This window comes from Seonamhaeicola aphaedonensis (assembly GCF_003386195.1).
GTDB lineage: Bacteria > Bacteroidota > Bacteroidia > Flavobacteriales > Flavobacteriaceae > Seonamhaeicola > Seonamhaeicola aphaedonensis.
Genome location: NZ_QRDX01000001.1, coordinates 810,274 through 826,778, shown reverse-complemented (window position 1 = coordinate 826,778; position 16,505 = coordinate 810,274). Strand labels below are relative to the sequence as shown.

Below are 16,505 nucleotides of genomic sequence, written 5' to 3'. Positions count from 1 at the left end.
ATAGTTTTAATATGAATATTAAAGAAGAATTATATAAACAATGCGAAGCATTTATTGAAATAAGATTAAAAGCTATCCAAAAATCTATTGATGAAATTCAAAATTCCTTAACCACTGAAACCAAAAGTAGTGCAGGAGACAAACATGAAACGGGTCGGGCTATGTTGCAATTGGAACGAGAAAAAGCTGGAAAGCAATTATCCGAAACTGAAAAAATTAAACATATATTAAATAGAATAAATATTGAATCTTCGCAAAAGAGTATTGGCTTAGGTAGTGTAGTTTATACGTCTAAATCAAATTATTTTATTACCATTAGTGCTGGTGAATTAAAGGTAGAAGAAAAACCATTTTTTGCGATTTCTGTTCATACACCAATAGGGCAATTATTACTAGGTAAAACAGTTGGAGATTCAATAAAGTTTAGAAATCAGGAATTTATAATCGAGAAAATAGAGTAACTAGTTATAAATTTTTAAAGATACTTCCAGACCTTTTTTAAGTTCTTTATAATGTTCGAATAACAGGTTTTGTCCATCTAAATTAGCTTCAATTAAATAGTGGATGCCGTTATAATAAGATTGTTTAACCACGGCTTTTAAATTAGATTTTTCAACCATTTTTATTTGATGAGCGTAAACGATGCCGTAAGGTTCAATAACACTGAATTCACCAAAGAATGATGCAATTAATGGTGTTTTAGGGTTATTGAAAAGGTCTTGTGGAGTACCTCTGTCCATGATTTTATTGTTGTCTAAAACAATCATGTTATCTGAATATGAAATAACATCATTTTTATCGTGAGTAGCAACAATACAGGTGATATTTTTATTCTTTAGATACTTAAATAAACTTCGTCTTAAAGATTGCTTTTTAAAGTTATCGATATGACTAAAAGGCTCATCAAGCAAAATAATTTCAGGTTGTTTTGCAATAGCTCTTGCTAGCGCTACCCGTTGTTTTTGTCCGCCGCTTAAAAGTTTTACTTTGGTATTTGCTAAAGCTGATAATTCAACAACTTCCAATAATTCTTCAACTCGTTTTTGTTTTTCCTCGGGATAGAAATTTGATAAAAATTCGCCAATATTTTCGGCTACAGTGGTGAATGGCATTAAATCAAACTCCTGAGAGACGTATTTCATAAAATCATAACCAACAATCAAATTGAATGCAGGACCAAGAATTTTAGTTTTGTTCCAAAATATTTCGCCCTCGTTTAAATCAAATTCTCCGTAGAGTAGTTTTAACAAGGTACTTTTACCAGAACCACTTTCGCCAATAATAGATAAATGTTCACCTTTATTGACTGTAAAGTCTATATTCTTTAGAACTTTTTCTTTGTTGTAACCAAACGATATGTTTTTTACTTGAAGCATAAAGTTGTAAAAATAGTATAAAAAAATCTGCACAAAACTTAAGCAGATTTAATTTTTCAATGATTAGCGGTTATCCTTTTTCTTTTTTTTATACGGTAGCACATCATAGCCCATATTGAATAAGGCGAAACTAAAAATATCGGCATATTGTTCAATGATTTTGCTTACAGGAGTTCCTGCACCATGACCAGCGTCGGTTTCAATTCTTATTAATGTTGGGTTATTCCCAGCTTGTTTACTTTGTAATTCAGCAGCAAATTTAAAACTGTGCGCGGGTACCACACGGTCATCATGATCACCAGTAGTTACTAAGGTTGCTGGATATTCAGTACCCTCTTTTATATTGTGTAAGGGGGAATAACCTTTTAGGTATTCAAACATTTCCTTGCTGTCTTCAGCGGTTCCATAATCATAGGCCCAACCTGCCCCAGCAGTAAACGTGTGGTAGCGTAACATATCTAGTACACCTACAGCTGGTAATACTACTTTTGCTAAATCAGGCTTTTGTGTCATAACGGCACCTACCAAAAGACCTCCGTTAGAACCACCACGAATAGCTAAATATTCTGAAGAGGTATATTGATTTTTAAACAAATATTCTGCTGCAGCAATAAAATCATCAAATACATTTTGTTTTTTAGTTTTAATACCAGCATCGTGCCACTTTTTACCGTATTCTCCACCACCACGAATATTAGGAACCGCATATACACCACCTTGTTCCATCCAAACAGCCATTCCAATACTAAATGTAGGATTTAAACTAATATTAAAACCTCCATAGCCATAAAGTATGGTTGGGTTTTTACCATTGAGCTCTAAGCCTTTTTTGTGCGTAATAATCATGGGGATTTTAGTGCCGTCTTTAGAGAGGTAAAAAACTTGATTGCTTTCGTAGGCATTACTATTAAACTCTATAGAAGGTTTCCAGTATAATTCGGTTTTACCAGTTTCTAAGTTAAGTTTGTAAATACTTGAAGGTGTGACATAGTTTGTAAAACTAAAGTAATCAACGGTTTCTTCTTTTTTACTGCCAAATCCATTCGTATTTCCAACACCAGGAAGTTTAATGTCTCTTATTAAATTACCGTTGTAATCGTATTGCATTACTTTAGAAATAGCATCAACCATATATTTCGCAATAATATATTTACCAGAAGATGAAGGTTGAAGAACAAAGTTGGTTTCTGGGATTATATCTACCCAATTTTCAGGTGTTGGATTAGAAACATAAACCTTAACAATGCGCTTGTTGGGAGCATCTAAATTAGTAACTAAATAGAGTGTGCTTCCATCATTGTCTAAAACAGCAGTATTACTTTCATTATGATCTAAAATAGTTATCCAAGAACTGTCCTTTTTGGATAGGTCTTTTATATAAAGCTTGTTTCCTGTAGTAGAAATTCTGGGTGAAATAATTAAATAGTTGTCGTCTTGGGTTACACCAGCATAAATATAACGGTGTTTCTCCTCTGGCGTTCCACCAAAAACTAATTTATCTTCTTTTTGGGGCGTTCCTAGTTTATGATAGTAGACTTTATGCTGATCTGTTTTAGTAGACAATTCACTGCCTTTAGGTTTATCATAACTTGAATAGTAAAATCCTTCATTTTTATACCATGAAATTTGAGTGAATTTAACGTCAAAAATTGTATCTCCAACATGCTCTTTGGTTTCCGTATCCATGACGATAATTTTCCTCCAATCACTTCCATCTTCAGATATAGAATATGCAAGTAGACTTCCATTTTTAGAGAAACTAACGGCATCCAAAGAAGTTGAGCCATCCTTGGAAAAAGAATTTGGATCTAAAAATACGTCTTCCTCTCCATTTTCTTTTTTTCTGTAGAGTACATAATGGTTTTGTAAACCATTATTTTTGTAATAGTAAGTATTATTTCCTTCTTTAAATGGAGCGCTTACTTTTTCATAATTCCAAAGTTTAGAAAGCCTTTCTTTAAGGTCATTTTTAAATGGAATTTTATTTAAATAGTTATGGGTAACTAAATTTTGAGATTCAATCCATTTAGCGGTTTCCTCACTCATATCATTTTCAAGCCAACGATATGGGTCTTTTACTTCAACTCCAAAATAGGTGTCTACAGTATCAACAGTGTTAGTTTTAGGATAAGTCACTTCAAAATTGTTTTTGTTTGATGGGTCATTTTCGCAAGCCAGAATCATAAAAATTGACAATATAGCAAGTATAACAATTTTCATTAGTTTTTTTACAAAAATAAAAAGGCCCCTGCGGTCAACAGGAGCCTTTAACAATCTTTTAATGAAAAGTGTTTAAACTAAATTGTTTTCAACCAAGTACTCAGCTATTTGAATGGTATTGGTAGCAGCTCCTTTACGTAAGTTGTCTGCAACAATCCACATGTTTAAGGTATTAGCTTGGGATTCGTCTCTACGAATACGTCCAACAAAAACGTCATCTTTATCATGTGCGTAAATTGGCATAGGATAGGAGTTATTTGCCAAATCGTCTTGTACTACAATACCAGGTGTTGCACTTAATAGTTCACGTACCTCAGCCAAGTCAAAATCATTTTCAAACTCAACGTTTACAGACTCTGAATGCCCACCAGCGGTTGGAATCCTCACAGCTGTTGCTGATACAGAGAATGTTCTATCGTCCATAATTTTTTGAGGTTCTCTGGCTAATTTCATTTCTTCTTTGGTATAACCATTTTCTAAAAACACGTCGCAATGTGGCAATGCATTTCTACCAATAGGGTAAGGATAGGCCATTTCGCCTTCAATACCAGCGATTTCGTTTTCTAATTGACGAACCGCCTTAACACCAGTACCTGATACGGATTGATAAGTAGAAACTACAACACGTTTCATGTTGTATTTTTTATGAAGCGGATTTAAAGCCATTACCAATTGAATAGTTGAACAGTTTGGATTGGCAATAATTTTATCTTCTTTAGTTAGGACATTAGCGTTGATTTCAGGAACAACTAATTTTTTAGAAGGGTCCATTCTCCAAGCCGATGAGTTATCAACCACTGTAGTACCAGCTTCAGCAAATTTAGGTGCCCATTCTAATGATGTATCACCTCCTGCTGAAAACAAGGCAATGTCTGGTTTCATAGAAACGGCTGTTTCTAAACCAACAACGGTGTAATCATTTCCTTTGTATGTAATAGTTTTACCCACAGAGCGTTCTGAGGCAACAGGAATTAATTCAGTGATTGGAAAATTACGTTCTGCAAGAACTTTTAGCATGACTTCGCCTACCATTCCAGTGGCTCCAACTACAGCTACTTTCATTTCTATCTGTTTTAAAAATTATGGCGCAAAACTAAGTATTAATTGTTGTTTTAAACTAAAAAAAAGACCTTGAATTTTTTAAAACAAGGTCTTTTTAACAACAAATAACAGTGTGTTATTTATTTAACAATTAGTTATTTTTTAAGTAAATCTCGAATCTCAGCAAGTAATTCTTCTTGACTAGGTCCTGCAGGCGCTGGTTCTGGAGCCGGCTCTTCTTTCTTTTTCATTTTATTGATGCCTTTAATCATCATAAACATTACAAAAGCCACAATGATAAAATCTATAACATGAGTCAAGAACGTACCGTATTCTAGATATACAGCCTGCGTTGTAACTTCACCCGCTGCATCGGTAATTGCTTCTTTTAATTCTAATTTTAAATCTTTGAAATCTGCTTTGAAAATTAATCCAATTAAAGGAGATACAATACCTCCAGTAAATGATGTTACTACTTGTTTAAAAGCAGCACCCATAACAAAACCAACTGCAATGTCTACAAGGTTTCCCTTCATTGCAAATTCTTTAAACTCTTTAAGCATAATTTTAAATTATTATAGTTAGTGAAATACTAAAATAAGAAAAAGTCACTTTGTATTTCGATTTCTAACGTAAAAAAATACGTTTAACTCGTTGTGAAATGCTTGTAATGAGTTCATATGAAATAGTACCAGCTGTTTGGGCTAAATTTTCAGCTGTTGATATTGTATCAAAAACAATAACTTCATCACCCTCTTTACAATCAATATCGGTTACGTTTACCATAATCATGTCCATACACACATTACCTATTATGGGGGCTTGTTTTCCGTTAATAATGACATAACCCTTTTCATTGCCGTATTGTCTTCCAATACCATCAGCATGACCAATGGGTAAGGTAGCCGTTTTTACAAAACCAGCACTTTTATAAGCCCTGTTATAACCAACCGATTCTCCTCTATCAATTTTGTGAATTTGAGAAATAACGGTTTTTAAACTAGCAATGGGTTTTAAATTCTTGTTCTCTTTTTCAGAATTTCCAAAGCCATAAAGTCCAATCCCAGATCTAACCATATCAAAATGTGCCTCGGGGTAGTTTAAAATCCCAGAGGTATTACAAGTGTGAAGTATTGGTTTATAACCAATAGCTTCAATAAAATTTTGTGCAATAGTTTTAAACGTTTCAATTTGGTTCAAGGTAAATGCTTTTTCATCTAAATCTTCGCTGGCGGCTAAGTGAGAAAAAATGGATTTTACTTTTACCGATGAAGTATTTTTTAATTTGGTAACTATTTGGTCTAAATCATTTTTATTAAACCCCAGCCTATTTAAACCCGTATTAAATTTTATATGAACCGGATAGTTTGTTTGGTTTTCTTTTGCGGCAACTTCAATAAATTCATTTAATACTTTAATGTTATATAGACTTGGCTCTAAGCAATATTCTATAATAGCTTTGAAGTTTGAAGTTAAGGGATGCAACACTAAAATGGGCTTAGAAATGCCTGCTTTACGTAAATCTACTCCTTCATTGGCATAAGCAACTGCAAAATAATCAACATTTAAATTTTGTAGGTACTTGGCAATTTCGATAGCGTCACTACCATATCCAAAAGCCTTAACAACGGCTAGAAATTTGGTGTTATTATTTAGTTTTGATTTTAAATGCTTAAAATTGTGTTTAAGCGCGTTTAAATCTATCTCAAGTACAGTTTCTTGCGCTTTAAGCATTGGAGTTTTTTGATTTTGCTATCACTTCTTCAGCGTCGTTCACTTTCATATTTCTTACTTTGTCTCGCATCATAGCTTTGTAAAAAGCTGCTCTGCTTAAAGGTTCGTATTCATCAATTTCTCCAAGCATAACTAAGTTGTCGTTTTGCGCTTTACGGTAGCTATATTGAGCTAAATTTCCAGTTCTGGTACAAACGGCATGCACCTTTGTAACATATTCTGCCGTTGCCATGAGGTTAGGCATAGGGCCAAAAGGATTGCCCTTAAAATCCATGTCTAAACCGGCAACAATAACTCTAACACCCTTATTGGCTAAATCATTGCAAACTCTCACAATTTCATCGTCAAAAAATTGAGCTTCATCAATACCCACAACGTCACAACCATCGGCTAAAATAGGAATATTTGCTGCTGCTGGCACTGGTGTGGAGCGTATTTGATTCTCGTCATGAGAAACTACCATGTCTTCATCATAACGCACATCAATGGCCGGCTTAAAAATCTCAACTTTTTGTCTTGCAAATTGGGCGCGTTTAAGCCTACGAATCAATTCTTCGGTTTTACCAGAAAACATCGATCCGCAAATAACCTCAATCCAGCCAAATTGTTCTTTATGATTTACCGTATTTTCAAGAAACATTTCGTAATTTTAACACTAATAACAAGCAATTTTTCGTTTGTATAAAGGTGGCTCTATTTTTTTTAAAATCAAAAGCCAAAAGTAGATTAAATTTTAAAAATTTTGAATTGATGAAGAAGAAGTTGGAATCAGAATTAGTAAGTATTGCTCATAGAATTATTAAACTAAAAGGAAAAGAAGACATCATAAAAATGCATACTGAGGTTATGGCACTGTATGAGAAACTTACTGTTTTAAAATTTGCTCATGAAAATTTTGATGAAGATATACCAACCATAGGTAGTGATTCTTCTTTTTTTGGAATGTTAGATACGGCTTTTAACAATAAGATAAGTGATAATATAGAGATTGAAGATAAAATTTATATCAACCTAGATGATAATGAAAAAGAGGCCATTTCAGAGCCACTCATGGAGACCATAAAAGATATGGTAGCACAGATGCCTCAGGAAACTGAGCAGGTTGATGCCATTTTTGAAGAGTCCATGTCAGAAAGAATTAGCAAGAAACATGATTTAGACGAAATCACCGCTGGTTTTGAAGAAATGCCTGTTTTTGAACCTGTGTCTAAGATAAATGATCGTGAAAACAGTGCAAAAAAAACATTGAATGACAAGCTCAAAGGTGGTGGACTTAACATTGGATTGAATGATAAGCTGGCTTTTATAAAGCATTTGTTTGATGGGAAGCCAGAAGATTATGACCGCGTAATTTCACAAATAAATACTACAGCTACTTTTCACGAAGCCCATCAATTTATCAATGATATAGTAAAGCCAGACTATCAGGACTGGTTTGGAAAAGAAGAATTTGAGGAACGTTTTTTACAAATCATAGAAGCTAAATTTCAATAATGTCTGGGTGTTCTTGCGCCTTAGCGCAGTCGTGCTTTTCGTTCATAGTTTTGGCTCAATGCCCACCTCGCCAAAAGCTAACCACTGCAATCACTAACACATGAGTAAACTATATATAGTTCCTACCCCTATAGGAAATTTAAAAGATATCACGTTAAGAGCCATTGAGGTTTTAAAAGAAGCCGATTTAATTCTTGCCGAAGACACCCGAACCTCAGGTAAACTCTTAAAACATTTTGAAATAAATACACCAATGCAATCGCATCATATGCACAATGAGCATAAAACGGTTGATAGTATTATTCAAAAGTTAAAGGCAGGGACTAAAATAGCTCTAGTAAGTGATGCAGGGACACCTGCTATTTCAGATCCTGGATTTTTGTTATCAAGAGCGTGTGTAGAGAATAATATTGATATTGAATGTTTACCAGGAGCAACGGCCTTTGTACCAGCACTAGTAAATTCTGGTTTTCCAAATGATAAGTTTGTGTTTGAAGGGTTTTTACCTGTAAAGAAAGGGCGTCAAACTAGGCTTTTACTATTAGCAGAAGAAACCCGAACCATGATTTTTTACGAAAGTCCGCATAAATTGATTAAAACCTTAGGGCATTTTTGTGAGTATTTTGGAGAGGACAGACCCGTTTCGGTTTCCAGAGAGCTAACCAAACTGTTTGAAGAAACCATTCGCGGAACCGCAAAAGAAGTTTTAGAATATTACACTAATAAACCACCCAAAGGAGAAATAGTTATAATTGTGGGTGGTAGAACTGACTAAAATGGACATAGACGAATTTAAAAATAAACTAAGAAGTAATCCAGAAAAGATTGCCTTTTCTGAAACAATGGATGTCATAGAATTAAACTACGATTTTATACCAACAGCTTTTAAAAATGGACCTTTAGAAAATGCCAAAGGACAAAACTCAGGCTCTTGCAAGTTATTTGCTTTTGCTAAAATGCAAAACCTAACTAAAGAAGAAACCTTGACATGTTTTGGGGAGCATTATTTTACAGATGTTTTAAAAGACCCCAATGGAACTGGGCATCAAAATATTAGAAACTTCATGAAAACAGGTTTTGAGGGTTTGTTTTTTGATAAAGATCCTTTAAAGACAAAGTAACGTATTTTCCTGAATTTGTTTCAGCAACCCATTATTTTTACTTTTGAACCCTTATTTTGTTGTAAATGAAAATCCTCCATCTCGACACCAATCATGAGTTACTAATAAATCAGCTAAATGATTTAGGCTATACAAATCATGAGGATTACTCATCTTCAAAAGAAACCATAGAAGAAAAAATTTCAGTATATGATGGGATTGTTATTCGCAGCAGATTTAGCATCGATAAGCAATTTTTAGATGCCGCTACTAACCTAAAATTCATTGGCAGAGTTGGCGCTGGTCTAGAAAATATAGATTGTAATTATGCAGAAACCAAAGGCGTGTACTTAATATCGGCGCCTGAAGGCAATAGAAATGCTGTTGGAGAACATGCTTTGGGTATGTTATTGTCCTTATTTAACAAACTCAATAAAGCGGATGCTGAAGTTAGAAACGGAAAATGGTTAAGAGAGGAAAACCGTGGAGTTGAGCTAGATGAAAAAACGGTTGGGTTGATTGGTTACGGTAATATGGGAAAGGCTTTTGCAAAAAAGCTAAGAGGATTTGATGTTGATGTATTGTGTTATGATATTAAGGATAATGTGGGTAATCAAAATGCCAAACAAGTAAGTTTACAAGAATTTCAGGAAAGGGTAGATGTGGTTAGTTTACATATCCCACAAACACCTTTAACATTAAAAATGATCAATGCTGATTTTATAAAGGCGTTTAAAAAACCATTTTGGTTAATTAATACCGCAAGAGGTAAAAGTGTAGTAACTGCAGATTTGGTGTCAGCATTAAGAACAGGTAAAATTCTTGGTGCAGGATTAGATGTGTTGGAGTATGAAAATGCATCTTTTGAAGGCCTATTCTCTTCAGATATGCCAGAAGCCTTTCAGTATTTAATTCAAGCCGATAATGTTATGTTGTCACCTCATATAGCAGGTTGGACGATTGAGAGTAAGGCAAAATTGGCGCAAACTGTTGTAGATAAAATTAAGGCCAGATTTCACTAAATATAATTAATACAATCGTTTTAAGGTTTGATGTACTTCAGAAAGAATAAATAGTATGCAATCAAAAGCAATAACACCACAAGAGTACATAGACGAATTACCTGCAGACAGAAAAGAACCTTTTTTGAAATTAAGACAACAAATTTTAGCCAACTTACCTAAAGGCTTTGAAGAATGCATGAGTTATGGTATGTTAGGCTATGTAATTCCTCATTCGGTGTATCCAGATGGGTATCATTGTAATCCTAAATTACCATTACCATTTATGAATTTATCATCACAGAAAAACTTTATTGGGGTTTATAGTATGGGTATTTATGCTAAAAAAGAGTTATGTGATTGGTTTACTTCAGAATATACAAAACGCTGCAAGTATAAACTGGATATGGGAAAAAGCTGCATAAGATTGAAACGAATGGACGATATTCCTTATGATCTTATAGGCAAGCTTGCCGCTAAGGTTAGTGCAGAGGAGTGGATTCAGATTTATAAAGATTCGTTAAATAAAAAATAAATAATAACATTGTAGTTAAAAATTTCTCAGGTAAATTCATAACGATGGGAATAAATAGCATTAAGGGAACCATTAAAAACTACATTTAAACAAATTATTTTGGGACTAACTGAGCTTTTTCAATCATACAATCTTTCATTATTTAATTGGTTAGCTATTGGGTTTGCAGCATTTGTTTTGGGTATTTCTAAATCGGGAATCAAAGGCATTGGCATTCTTATAGTTTTAATCTTGGCCTTTGTTTTTGGTGAAAAAGCGTCTACAGGAATTCTCTTGCCCATGCTAATAAGCGCCGATATTTTGGCAGTAAGTTATTACAATAGGCACACCCAATGGAAATTTATTAAAATGCTTTTGCCTTGGATGATTATTGGTGTTTTGGTAGGTGTTTGGGTGGGTGATGCTATTTCAGAAGTTTTATTTAAACGTGTTATGGCAGTCATCATTATTGGCTCTATTCTTGTTATGTGGTTCTTTGAAAACAGAAAGTCTACAACCGTTCCTGGCAATAAGTTATTTTCCTATTCTACAGGTTTTTTAGCAGGGTTTACAACTATGATTGGCAATTTAGCAGGCCCTATTTCAAACGTATATTTCTTAGCAATGCGATTACCCAAGAACGAATTCATAGGTACAGCAGCGTGGTTATTTTTTATTATTAATGTGTTTAAGTTACCTTTTCATTTTTTTGTTTGGAAAACTGTATCAAAAGATACATTAATACTTAATATAGCATTATTTCCATTGGTGGCTATTGGTTTTTTTGCAGGTGCCAAGGTGGTAAAGCTTATTTCTAATTCCAATTATAGACGTTTCATAATTATCATAACGGCTATAGGAGGTATCGTTATGCTATTTAGATAAAATTGTAACAGAATCAAAATTTAATATACTTATAATATAAACTGAGTTTAAATTTATAATTTTATAATCTAACTGTAAAACAATAAAGAATGTCTGACGAGAAAAGTTTAAGCGATGACCTCAATGAGATGCTAGGTGACGCCAAAGAAGGTGCCAAAAAAGCAGCCGATAAAGCCAGTGAAATGGCTGGAGAAGCTAAGGAAAAGGCTAAAGAATTTGCTAGTGAAGCCAAAGAATCTGCTACAGAGTTTGCAGAAAGTGCCAAGGAGTCACTAGGAGGAGAGAATAAAAAGGTTTTAGCTGGAGTACTAGCTATACTTATTGGATCTTTGGGAATCCATAAGTTTATTTTAGGCTATAATAAAGAAGGCATCATTCAACTAATAGCCACATTTATAACTTGTGGTATAGCCGGAATAATACCATTTATAGAAGGTATTGTTTATTTAACTAAGTCTGATGAAGAGTTTTATAACACGTATCAAGTGGGCAAAAGACCTTGGTTCTAGAATAATAAAATACCAAATCCTTACATTTGGTATTTTTTAACAATCTATCCATTGTTATATTACGATGAACTAATGTTTTTACTTAATTGGGCCACTTTAATTTTACTAGTAAACAAATTACATGGAGTCTTTGTTTTTTAAATTTGAAGTTATGTTTAAATTCAACCGTTGTTTGTTAACGATTTTGAAATATAGAATAAAAATCTAATACTTAAATTTGCTGCTTGAAAAATACGGTTAAGCTATAAAGGAAATGCTTTGAATTAGCAGAAAACATGAAAAACACTTTATTTGAGACTATTTCTAAAACCATAAAGTCTTTAGATATCAATACAATTTCAGAGGAGAGAAAAGACATTCTAAAACCTTTAATCGATTATTTAAATGAGAAGATTGAGAGAGAAGAACCTATTCGATTAAACTTTATTTGCACCCATAATTCCAGAAGAAGTCATTTATCTCAAATTTGGGCACAAACCATGGCAGCTTATTTTAATATTCCAAACGTGTCATGTTATTCTGGTGGTACCGAAGCTACGGCCATGTTTCCAAAAGTAGGAGAGACTTTAATGAATCAAGGGTTTAAAATTACTAAACTTTCTGAAGGCAATAATCCGGTTTATAGTGTTAAGTATTCACAAAACGAACCTGCGGTGATAGCTTTTTCAAAAACTTACGGAGACACTTTCAATCCTACTTCAGAATATGCAGCTATCATGACCTGTTCGTCGGCTGATGAAGGTTGCCCTATGGTTTTTGGCTGCGATAAACGTATGGCTATTACCTATGAAGATCCTAAAAAATCTGATGGAACTTCACACCAAACAGAAACTTATTTAAACCGAAGTTTACAAATAGCTACGGAAATGAAGTTTGTGTTTTCTAAACTTATTTGTTAAAGAAATCACGTTGCTGTATTACTATTTTGACTAGTATACTTTCTTTCTAATTCGGCTTGGAACTCTTCCATTACAGGTCGTACAGTGCTTTCGGGTAGATCGGCAATTCTTATATACATTAACCCATCAACAGCATTATTAAAAAGCGGATCAACATTAAAGGCCACTAATTTGGCGTTTTGTTTTATGTATTTTTTTAAGAGTACCGGTAAACGTAGAGCCCCTGGTTCTATTTCATCAATAATTTTATCAAATTTGTTTAAGTCTGCTTCGGTTTCATCAAAAACAAAATCTTTGTCGGCATCTTTCAATTTTACTTTAAACTCTTTTTTAGGGCGTACAAACTGTGCCAAGTAAGGGTCATAATAATGCGATTTCATAAACTCAATCATCAATGATTTAGAGAAATTTGAAAACTGATTGCTTATACTTACACCACCAATTAAAAAGTTATGTTCTGGATAACGTAAGGTTGTATGAACAATACCTTTCCAAAGCAAAAATAAAGGCATGGGTTTTTGTTGGTAAGCCTTAACAATAAAGGCGCGACCCATCTCAATAGATTCACTCATCATTTTGTAAAGTTCTGGCTCAAACCTAAACAGATCTTGCAAATAGAAACCATTAATACCATAGCGTTCAAATATTCTGGAGCCCAAGCCCATACGGTAAGCACCGGCAATAAGTTTGCTCTCATTATCCCACAAAAACATATGGTGGTAATAGGTATCAAAAGTATCTAAATCTATGGCTTCATTGGTGCCCTCACCTACTTCTCTAAAGGTAATTTCACGCAAACGACCAATTTCTCTTAGTATGTTAGGTATTTTATCAGCTTCAGCTAAAAACACCTCATAGTTTTTGCTCTCCAGTAACCTGGAATTGTTTTGCCTTAGTGCCTCAACTTCATTTTCCATAACACTGGTTTCAATGGGTGTTACGATGCGTTTTGGTGGTTTAGGCGTTTTTAAAGTTGAAGAAATATTATCCAGTATTTTAGATTTTTTTTCAAAAGAATTTGAAAGCATGTAGGTTTTCTTTCTCAGGAATTCTGTGAAATCTTCAAGAGTTTTGTGCTCCTTTTGATCATTTACAGGAATAGGTCTTCCAATTCTAACTTTTATAGTTCTACGTTTTTGAGTGAGTAATTCAGAGGGTAGTTTTGCAGTTCTAAACGTATCACTAATTTTAGAGAGCTTGTAAAAAAGTTTACTGTTTTTAGCATGAAAATATATAGGAACTACAGGAACTTCTGCTTTCTTAACCAATTTCATGGCTGCTTCCTCCCAAGGTCTATCAACCACCAACTTGCCATCCTTATAGGTTGATACCTCTCCGGCAGGAAAAATACCCAAAGGGTGTCCCTCACGAAGATGTAAGATTGAATTTTTAAAACCAGCAATACTAGAGGCCGCATCTTTCCTGTCTTCAAAAGGATTTACGGGCATGATGTATGGCTTCATAGGCTCAATACGATGCAGCAAAAAATTAGCGATAATTTTAAAATCTTCGCGTTGCTCTAGCATCAGCTTTAAAAGTAAGATACCATCAATACCTCCAAGAGGGTGATTAGAAATGGTAATATATGCCCCATCTTTTGGTAAACGGTTTAAGTCTTCCTCAGGGATTTCAAACTTAATTTGAAAATCTCCTAGAATACCGTTCAAAAAATCTAAATGGCTTAAATGCTTGTTACGTCTGTAAATTTTATTAAGCGTAGATATTTTAAGAACCTTCATCAAAATCCAACCTACGAAAGTGCCAATAAGGCCATATTTATCCAGCTGAATGGCTTTGGCTACTTCTTTGGCGGTTACCAAACCTAAATCCTGATGTTTGTTCATGAGCGTAAAAGTACATGAATTTTTCCATTTTTAATTTCAAAAAAAGTGAAATCAAAAAATGTATTTCGACTAAATTAAAGGTTGTTAATTAAACAATAAATAGTGTATCTAAATATAAGAAATGGTATGCTTAAACTATTTGGTTACTATTTGAACAGTTTCTTGAGTTAATTGTTTTAATAAAATAGTTTTGCCTTGTTCTAATTGCTTTATAACTTCTTGGTTATAATGTCTTATAGTGTATAAAGATACGTTCTCATAACAGGTTACGCTAAATTTAGCTCGTAACTGTTGCAACAATGTTTTAAGATTATCATAAATATTCTCCACACATACCGAAAAACTAATAGCAGAATTCTGTATGACATCTACTTTCATTTTATAGGTATGGAGTAAGCTGAAAATGTCACTAATGTTATCTTCTACAATGTATGAGAAATCTAAGGATGACAATGAAATTAATACCTGATTTTTCTTTACAATAAAACAAGGAATTAGAGGTTTTATGGCAACACCTTTTCCAACAGTTGTACCTAGTTCTTTTGGATTTAAGAATGATTTTACCTGTAAGGGAATTTCCTTTCTTTGAAGCGGTTGTAATGTTTTTGGATGTATAACCGAAGCACCATAAAATGCCAACTCAATAGCTTCTCTGTATGATATTTGATGTAGTAATTGTGCGTTTTCAAAATATCTAGGGTCTGCATTTAATACACCAGGAACATCTTTCCAGATTGTGACATTTTGAGCATTTAAGCAATAAGCAAAAATAGCGGCTGTATAATCACTTCCTTCTCTACCTAGTGTAGTAGTAAAGTTGTTAACATCACTACCCAAAAACCCCTGTGTTATATTTAAAATACTCGTATTTAGTTGAGTGCTTATTAGGTTTTGAGTGGTTTCCCAATTTACATTAGCACGCCTGTAATAGGCGTCAGTTTTAACTAATTCTCTGGAGTCAACCCATTGGTTTTTAATGTTTATAGAGTTTAAATATTCACTAATAATAGTGGTAGAAACCAGTTCACCAAAACAAACCACTTGGTCATATACAAAATTATAGTCTGGAGATTTATTTGTTCTAAGAAAGATGTTAAGCTCATCAAAAAAAGATTTTATTTTTTTGAAAACAGCATGATTTTCGCCCCCATAGCCATCAGTATCGAAAAGATCGAATAAAATATCATTGTGGTATTTAATGACTTCCTGAATTGAACTTTGAAGTTCTTTTTTATTACTGAAATAATTTGAAACAACTACTTCTAAAGCGTTTGTGGTTTTACCCATGGCAGATACTACTACCAGAGTGTTTTTATAGCCTATGGTTTTTAGAACCGAAGCAAGATTTTTAACGCCGCTAGCATCCTTAACAGAAGCTCCACCAAACTTATATATTTGCATTATTAAGTTTTGCTATGTATTTTTTGATACTGTCTTCACTCATTTGAACCACATCCCAATCACGCATAACTTTGGCGCCTTTACTTTCATAAAAGTTGATAGCGGGTGTATTCCAGTCTAACACTTCCCAATTAATACGCTTAACCCCAAGTTGGTATCCATGCTTTACAAATGCATCAAATAGAGCCGAACCTATACCAGAACCCCTCAAATTTTGGTTTACAATGAGATCTTCAAGATGAATAGCTCTTCCCTTCCAGGTAGAGTAACGGTGATACCCAAGGGCAATACCTTCCACGTTGTTGTTCAATTCGGCAACATAACAAAAAAAGGCTGGGTTTTCACCAAAACCGTCTTTTTCCAAATCGGCAACAGTTACTTCAACAGCATCAGGTTCTTTCTCATATTCTGCCAATTGTTTGATTAATTTTAATACTGCTGCCATATCGTTTTTGGTGGCTTTCCTGATTGTGAACTTCATGGTATG

18 protein-coding genes are annotated in these 16,505 nt (G+C 33.8%); 9 read left to right on the top strand and 9 right to left on the bottom strand.

What is annotated here, in order from left to right; translation table 11 throughout:
* Positions 1–11 precede the first annotated feature (11 nt).
* Positions 12–461 carry a GreA/GreB family elongation factor gene (locus DFQ02_RS03640; protein ID WP_116039607.1) on the top strand — a complete coding sequence of 150 codons (450 nt, stop codon included), beginning with the start codon at positions 12–14 and terminating at the stop codon, positions 459–461.
* Here the strand turns inward: DFQ02_RS03640 and DFQ02_RS03635 are convergent, their stop codons facing one another.
* The 6 genes from DFQ02_RS03635 to DFQ02_RS03610 all read right to left on the bottom strand — a co-directional run bounded on the left by DFQ02_RS03635 (position 462) and on the right by DFQ02_RS03610 (position 7,011).
* A complete protein-coding gene (locus DFQ02_RS03635) occupies positions 462–1,376 on the bottom strand; it encodes an ABC transporter ATP-binding protein (protein WP_116039606.1) in 915 nt (304 codons plus the stop codon). It abuts the gene before it with no gap.
* Between the two features lie 63 nt (positions 1,377–1,439).
* A complete protein-coding gene (locus DFQ02_RS03630; RefSeq protein ID WP_116039682.1) occupies positions 1,440–3,596 on the bottom strand; it encodes a prolyl oligopeptidase family serine peptidase in 2,157 nt (718 codons plus the stop codon).
* A gap of 72 nt (positions 3,597–3,668) precedes the next feature.
* Positions 3,669–4,658, bottom strand: a complete 990-nt coding sequence (locus DFQ02_RS03625) for an aspartate-semialdehyde dehydrogenase (RefSeq protein ID WP_116039605.1) — start codon at positions 4,656–4,658, stop codon at positions 3,669–3,671.
* Between the two features lie 134 nt (positions 4,659–4,792).
* A complete protein-coding gene (mscL, locus tag DFQ02_RS03620; RefSeq protein ID WP_116039604.1) occupies positions 4,793–5,200 on the bottom strand; it encodes a large-conductance mechanosensitive channel protein MscL in 408 nt (135 codons plus the stop codon).
* 64 nt (positions 5,201–5,264) lie between these two features.
* Positions 5,265–6,371, bottom strand: coding sequence for an alanine racemase (gene alr / locus DFQ02_RS03615; protein WP_116039603.1), 1,107 nt, complete (start codon positions 6,369–6,371; stop codon positions 5,265–5,267).
* Positions 6,364–7,011, bottom strand: coding sequence for a thymidine kinase (locus tag DFQ02_RS03610; RefSeq protein WP_116039602.1), 648 nt, complete (start codon positions 7,009–7,011; stop codon positions 6,364–6,366). The genes alr and DFQ02_RS03610 overlap by 8 nt, the downstream gene beginning before the upstream one ends.
* 110 nt (positions 7,012–7,121) lie before the next feature.
* Between DFQ02_RS03610 and DFQ02_RS03605 the strand changes: the two genes are divergently transcribed.
* The 8 genes from DFQ02_RS03605 to DFQ02_RS03570 all read left to right on the top strand — a co-directional run bounded on the left by DFQ02_RS03605 (position 7,122) and on the right by DFQ02_RS03570 (position 12,773).
* A complete protein-coding gene (locus DFQ02_RS03605; protein ID WP_116039681.1) occupies positions 7,122–7,865 on the top strand; it encodes a hypothetical protein in 744 nt (247 codons plus the stop codon).
* A 100-nt stretch (positions 7,866–7,965) separates the two neighbouring features.
* The gene (gene rsmI / locus DFQ02_RS03600) at positions 7,966–8,640 is read left to right on the top strand and encodes a 16S rRNA (cytidine(1402)-2'-O)-methyltransferase (protein ID WP_116039601.1); all 675 of its coding nucleotides are present in this window, start codon (positions 7,966–7,968) and stop codon (positions 8,638–8,640) included.
* A gap of 1 nt (position 8,641) precedes the next feature.
* Positions 8,642–8,986: a HopJ type III effector protein gene (locus DFQ02_RS03595; RefSeq protein WP_116039600.1), complete on the top strand. Its 345-nt coding sequence runs from the start codon at positions 8,642–8,644 to the stop codon at positions 8,984–8,986.
* Positions 8,987–9,051: 65 nt separating this feature from the next.
* Positions 9,052–9,987, top strand: a complete 936-nt coding sequence (locus DFQ02_RS03590; protein WP_116039599.1) for a 2-hydroxyacid dehydrogenase — start codon at positions 9,052–9,054, stop codon at positions 9,985–9,987.
* A gap of 55 nt (positions 9,988–10,042) precedes the next feature.
* Positions 10,043–10,501: a DUF1801 domain-containing protein gene (locus DFQ02_RS03585; RefSeq protein WP_116039598.1), complete on the top strand. Its 459-nt coding sequence runs from the start codon at positions 10,043–10,045 to the stop codon at positions 10,499–10,501.
* A 99-nt stretch (positions 10,502–10,600) separates the two neighbouring features.
* Positions 10,601–11,365, top strand: coding sequence for a sulfite exporter TauE/SafE family protein (locus DFQ02_RS03580; RefSeq protein ID WP_116039597.1), 765 nt, complete (start codon positions 10,601–10,603; stop codon positions 11,363–11,365).
* Between the two features lie 89 nt (positions 11,366–11,454).
* Positions 11,455–11,874, top strand: a complete 420-nt coding sequence (locus DFQ02_RS03575) for an NINE protein (protein ID WP_116039596.1) — start codon at positions 11,455–11,457, stop codon at positions 11,872–11,874.
* A 275-nt stretch (positions 11,875–12,149) separates the two neighbouring features.
* Positions 12,150–12,773 (top strand): arsenate-mycothiol transferase ArsC, encoded by a 624-nt coding sequence (locus DFQ02_RS03570; protein ID WP_116039595.1) that lies wholly within the window; start codon positions 12,150–12,152, stop codon positions 12,771–12,773.
* Between the two features lie 5 nt (positions 12,774–12,778).
* Here the strand turns inward: DFQ02_RS03570 and DFQ02_RS03565 are convergent, their stop codons facing one another.
* The 3 genes from DFQ02_RS03565 to DFQ02_RS03555 form a co-directional block, all read right to left on the bottom strand.
* Positions 12,779–14,617, bottom strand: coding sequence for a GNAT family N-acyltransferase (locus tag DFQ02_RS03565; RefSeq protein WP_116039594.1), 1,839 nt, complete (start codon positions 14,615–14,617; stop codon positions 12,779–12,781).
* 135 nt (positions 14,618–14,752) lie between these two features.
* Positions 14,753–16,018, bottom strand: coding sequence for an aspartate kinase (locus DFQ02_RS03560; RefSeq protein WP_116039593.1), 1,266 nt, complete (start codon positions 16,016–16,018; stop codon positions 14,753–14,755).
* Positions 16,005–16,499, bottom strand: coding sequence for a GNAT family N-acetyltransferase (locus DFQ02_RS03555; RefSeq protein WP_116039592.1), 495 nt, complete (start codon positions 16,497–16,499; stop codon positions 16,005–16,007). Before DFQ02_RS03555 ends, DFQ02_RS03560 begins: the two co-directional genes overlap by 14 nt.
* Between the last annotated feature and the right edge of the window lie 6 nt (positions 16,500–16,505).

Bases quoted from the DNA above. Each gene is read 5' to 3' on its own strand.
- DFQ02_RS03640 (WP_116039607.1), top strand. From the start codon at position 12: ATGAATATTAAAGAAGAATTATATAAACAATGCGAAGCATTTATTGAA.
- DFQ02_RS03635 (WP_116039606.1), bottom strand. From the start codon at position 1,376: ATGCTTCAAGTAAAAAACATATCGTTTGGTTACAACAAAGAAAAAGTT.
- DFQ02_RS03630 (WP_116039682.1), bottom strand. From the start codon at position 3,596: ATGAAAATTGTTATACTTGCTATATTGTCAATTTTTATGATTCTGGCT.
- DFQ02_RS03625 (WP_116039605.1), bottom strand. From the start codon at position 4,658: ATGAAAGTAGCTGTAGTTGGAGCCACTGGAATGGTAGGCGAAGTCATG.
- mscL (WP_116039604.1), bottom strand. From the start codon at position 5,200: ATGCTTAAAGAGTTTAAAGAATTTGCAATGAAGGGAAACCTTGTAGAC.
- alr (WP_116039603.1), bottom strand. From the start codon at position 6,371: ATGCTTAAAGCGCAAGAAACTGTACTTGAGATAGATTTAAACGCGCTT.
- DFQ02_RS03610 (WP_116039602.1), bottom strand. From the start codon at position 7,011: ATGTTTCTTGAAAATACGGTAAATCATAAAGAACAATTTGGCTGGATT.
- DFQ02_RS03605 (WP_116039681.1), top strand. From the start codon at position 7,122: ATGAAGAAGAAGTTGGAATCAGAATTAGTAAGTATTGCTCATAGAATT.
- rsmI (WP_116039601.1), top strand. From the start codon at position 7,966: ATGAGTAAACTATATATAGTTCCTACCCCTATAGGAAATTTAAAAGAT.
- DFQ02_RS03595 (WP_116039600.1), top strand. From the start codon at position 8,642: ATGGACATAGACGAATTTAAAAATAAACTAAGAAGTAATCCAGAAAAG.
- DFQ02_RS03590 (WP_116039599.1), top strand. From the start codon at position 9,052: ATGAAAATCCTCCATCTCGACACCAATCATGAGTTACTAATAAATCAG.
- DFQ02_RS03585 (WP_116039598.1), top strand. From the start codon at position 10,043: ATGCAATCAAAAGCAATAACACCACAAGAGTACATAGACGAATTACCT.
- DFQ02_RS03575 (WP_116039596.1), top strand. From the start codon at position 11,455: ATGTCTGACGAGAAAAGTTTAAGCGATGACCTCAATGAGATGCTAGGT.
- DFQ02_RS03570 (WP_116039595.1), top strand. From the start codon at position 12,150: ATGAAAAACACTTTATTTGAGACTATTTCTAAAACCATAAAGTCTTTA.
- DFQ02_RS03565 (WP_116039594.1), bottom strand. From the start codon at position 14,617: ATGAACAAACATCAGGATTTAGGTTTGGTAACCGCCAAAGAAGTAGCC.
- DFQ02_RS03560 (WP_116039593.1), bottom strand. From the start codon at position 16,018: ATGCAAATATATAAGTTTGGTGGAGCTTCTGTTAAGGATGCTAGCGGC.
- DFQ02_RS03555 (WP_116039592.1), bottom strand. From the start codon at position 16,499: ATGAAGTTCACAATCAGGAAAGCCACCAAAAACGATATGGCAGCAGTA.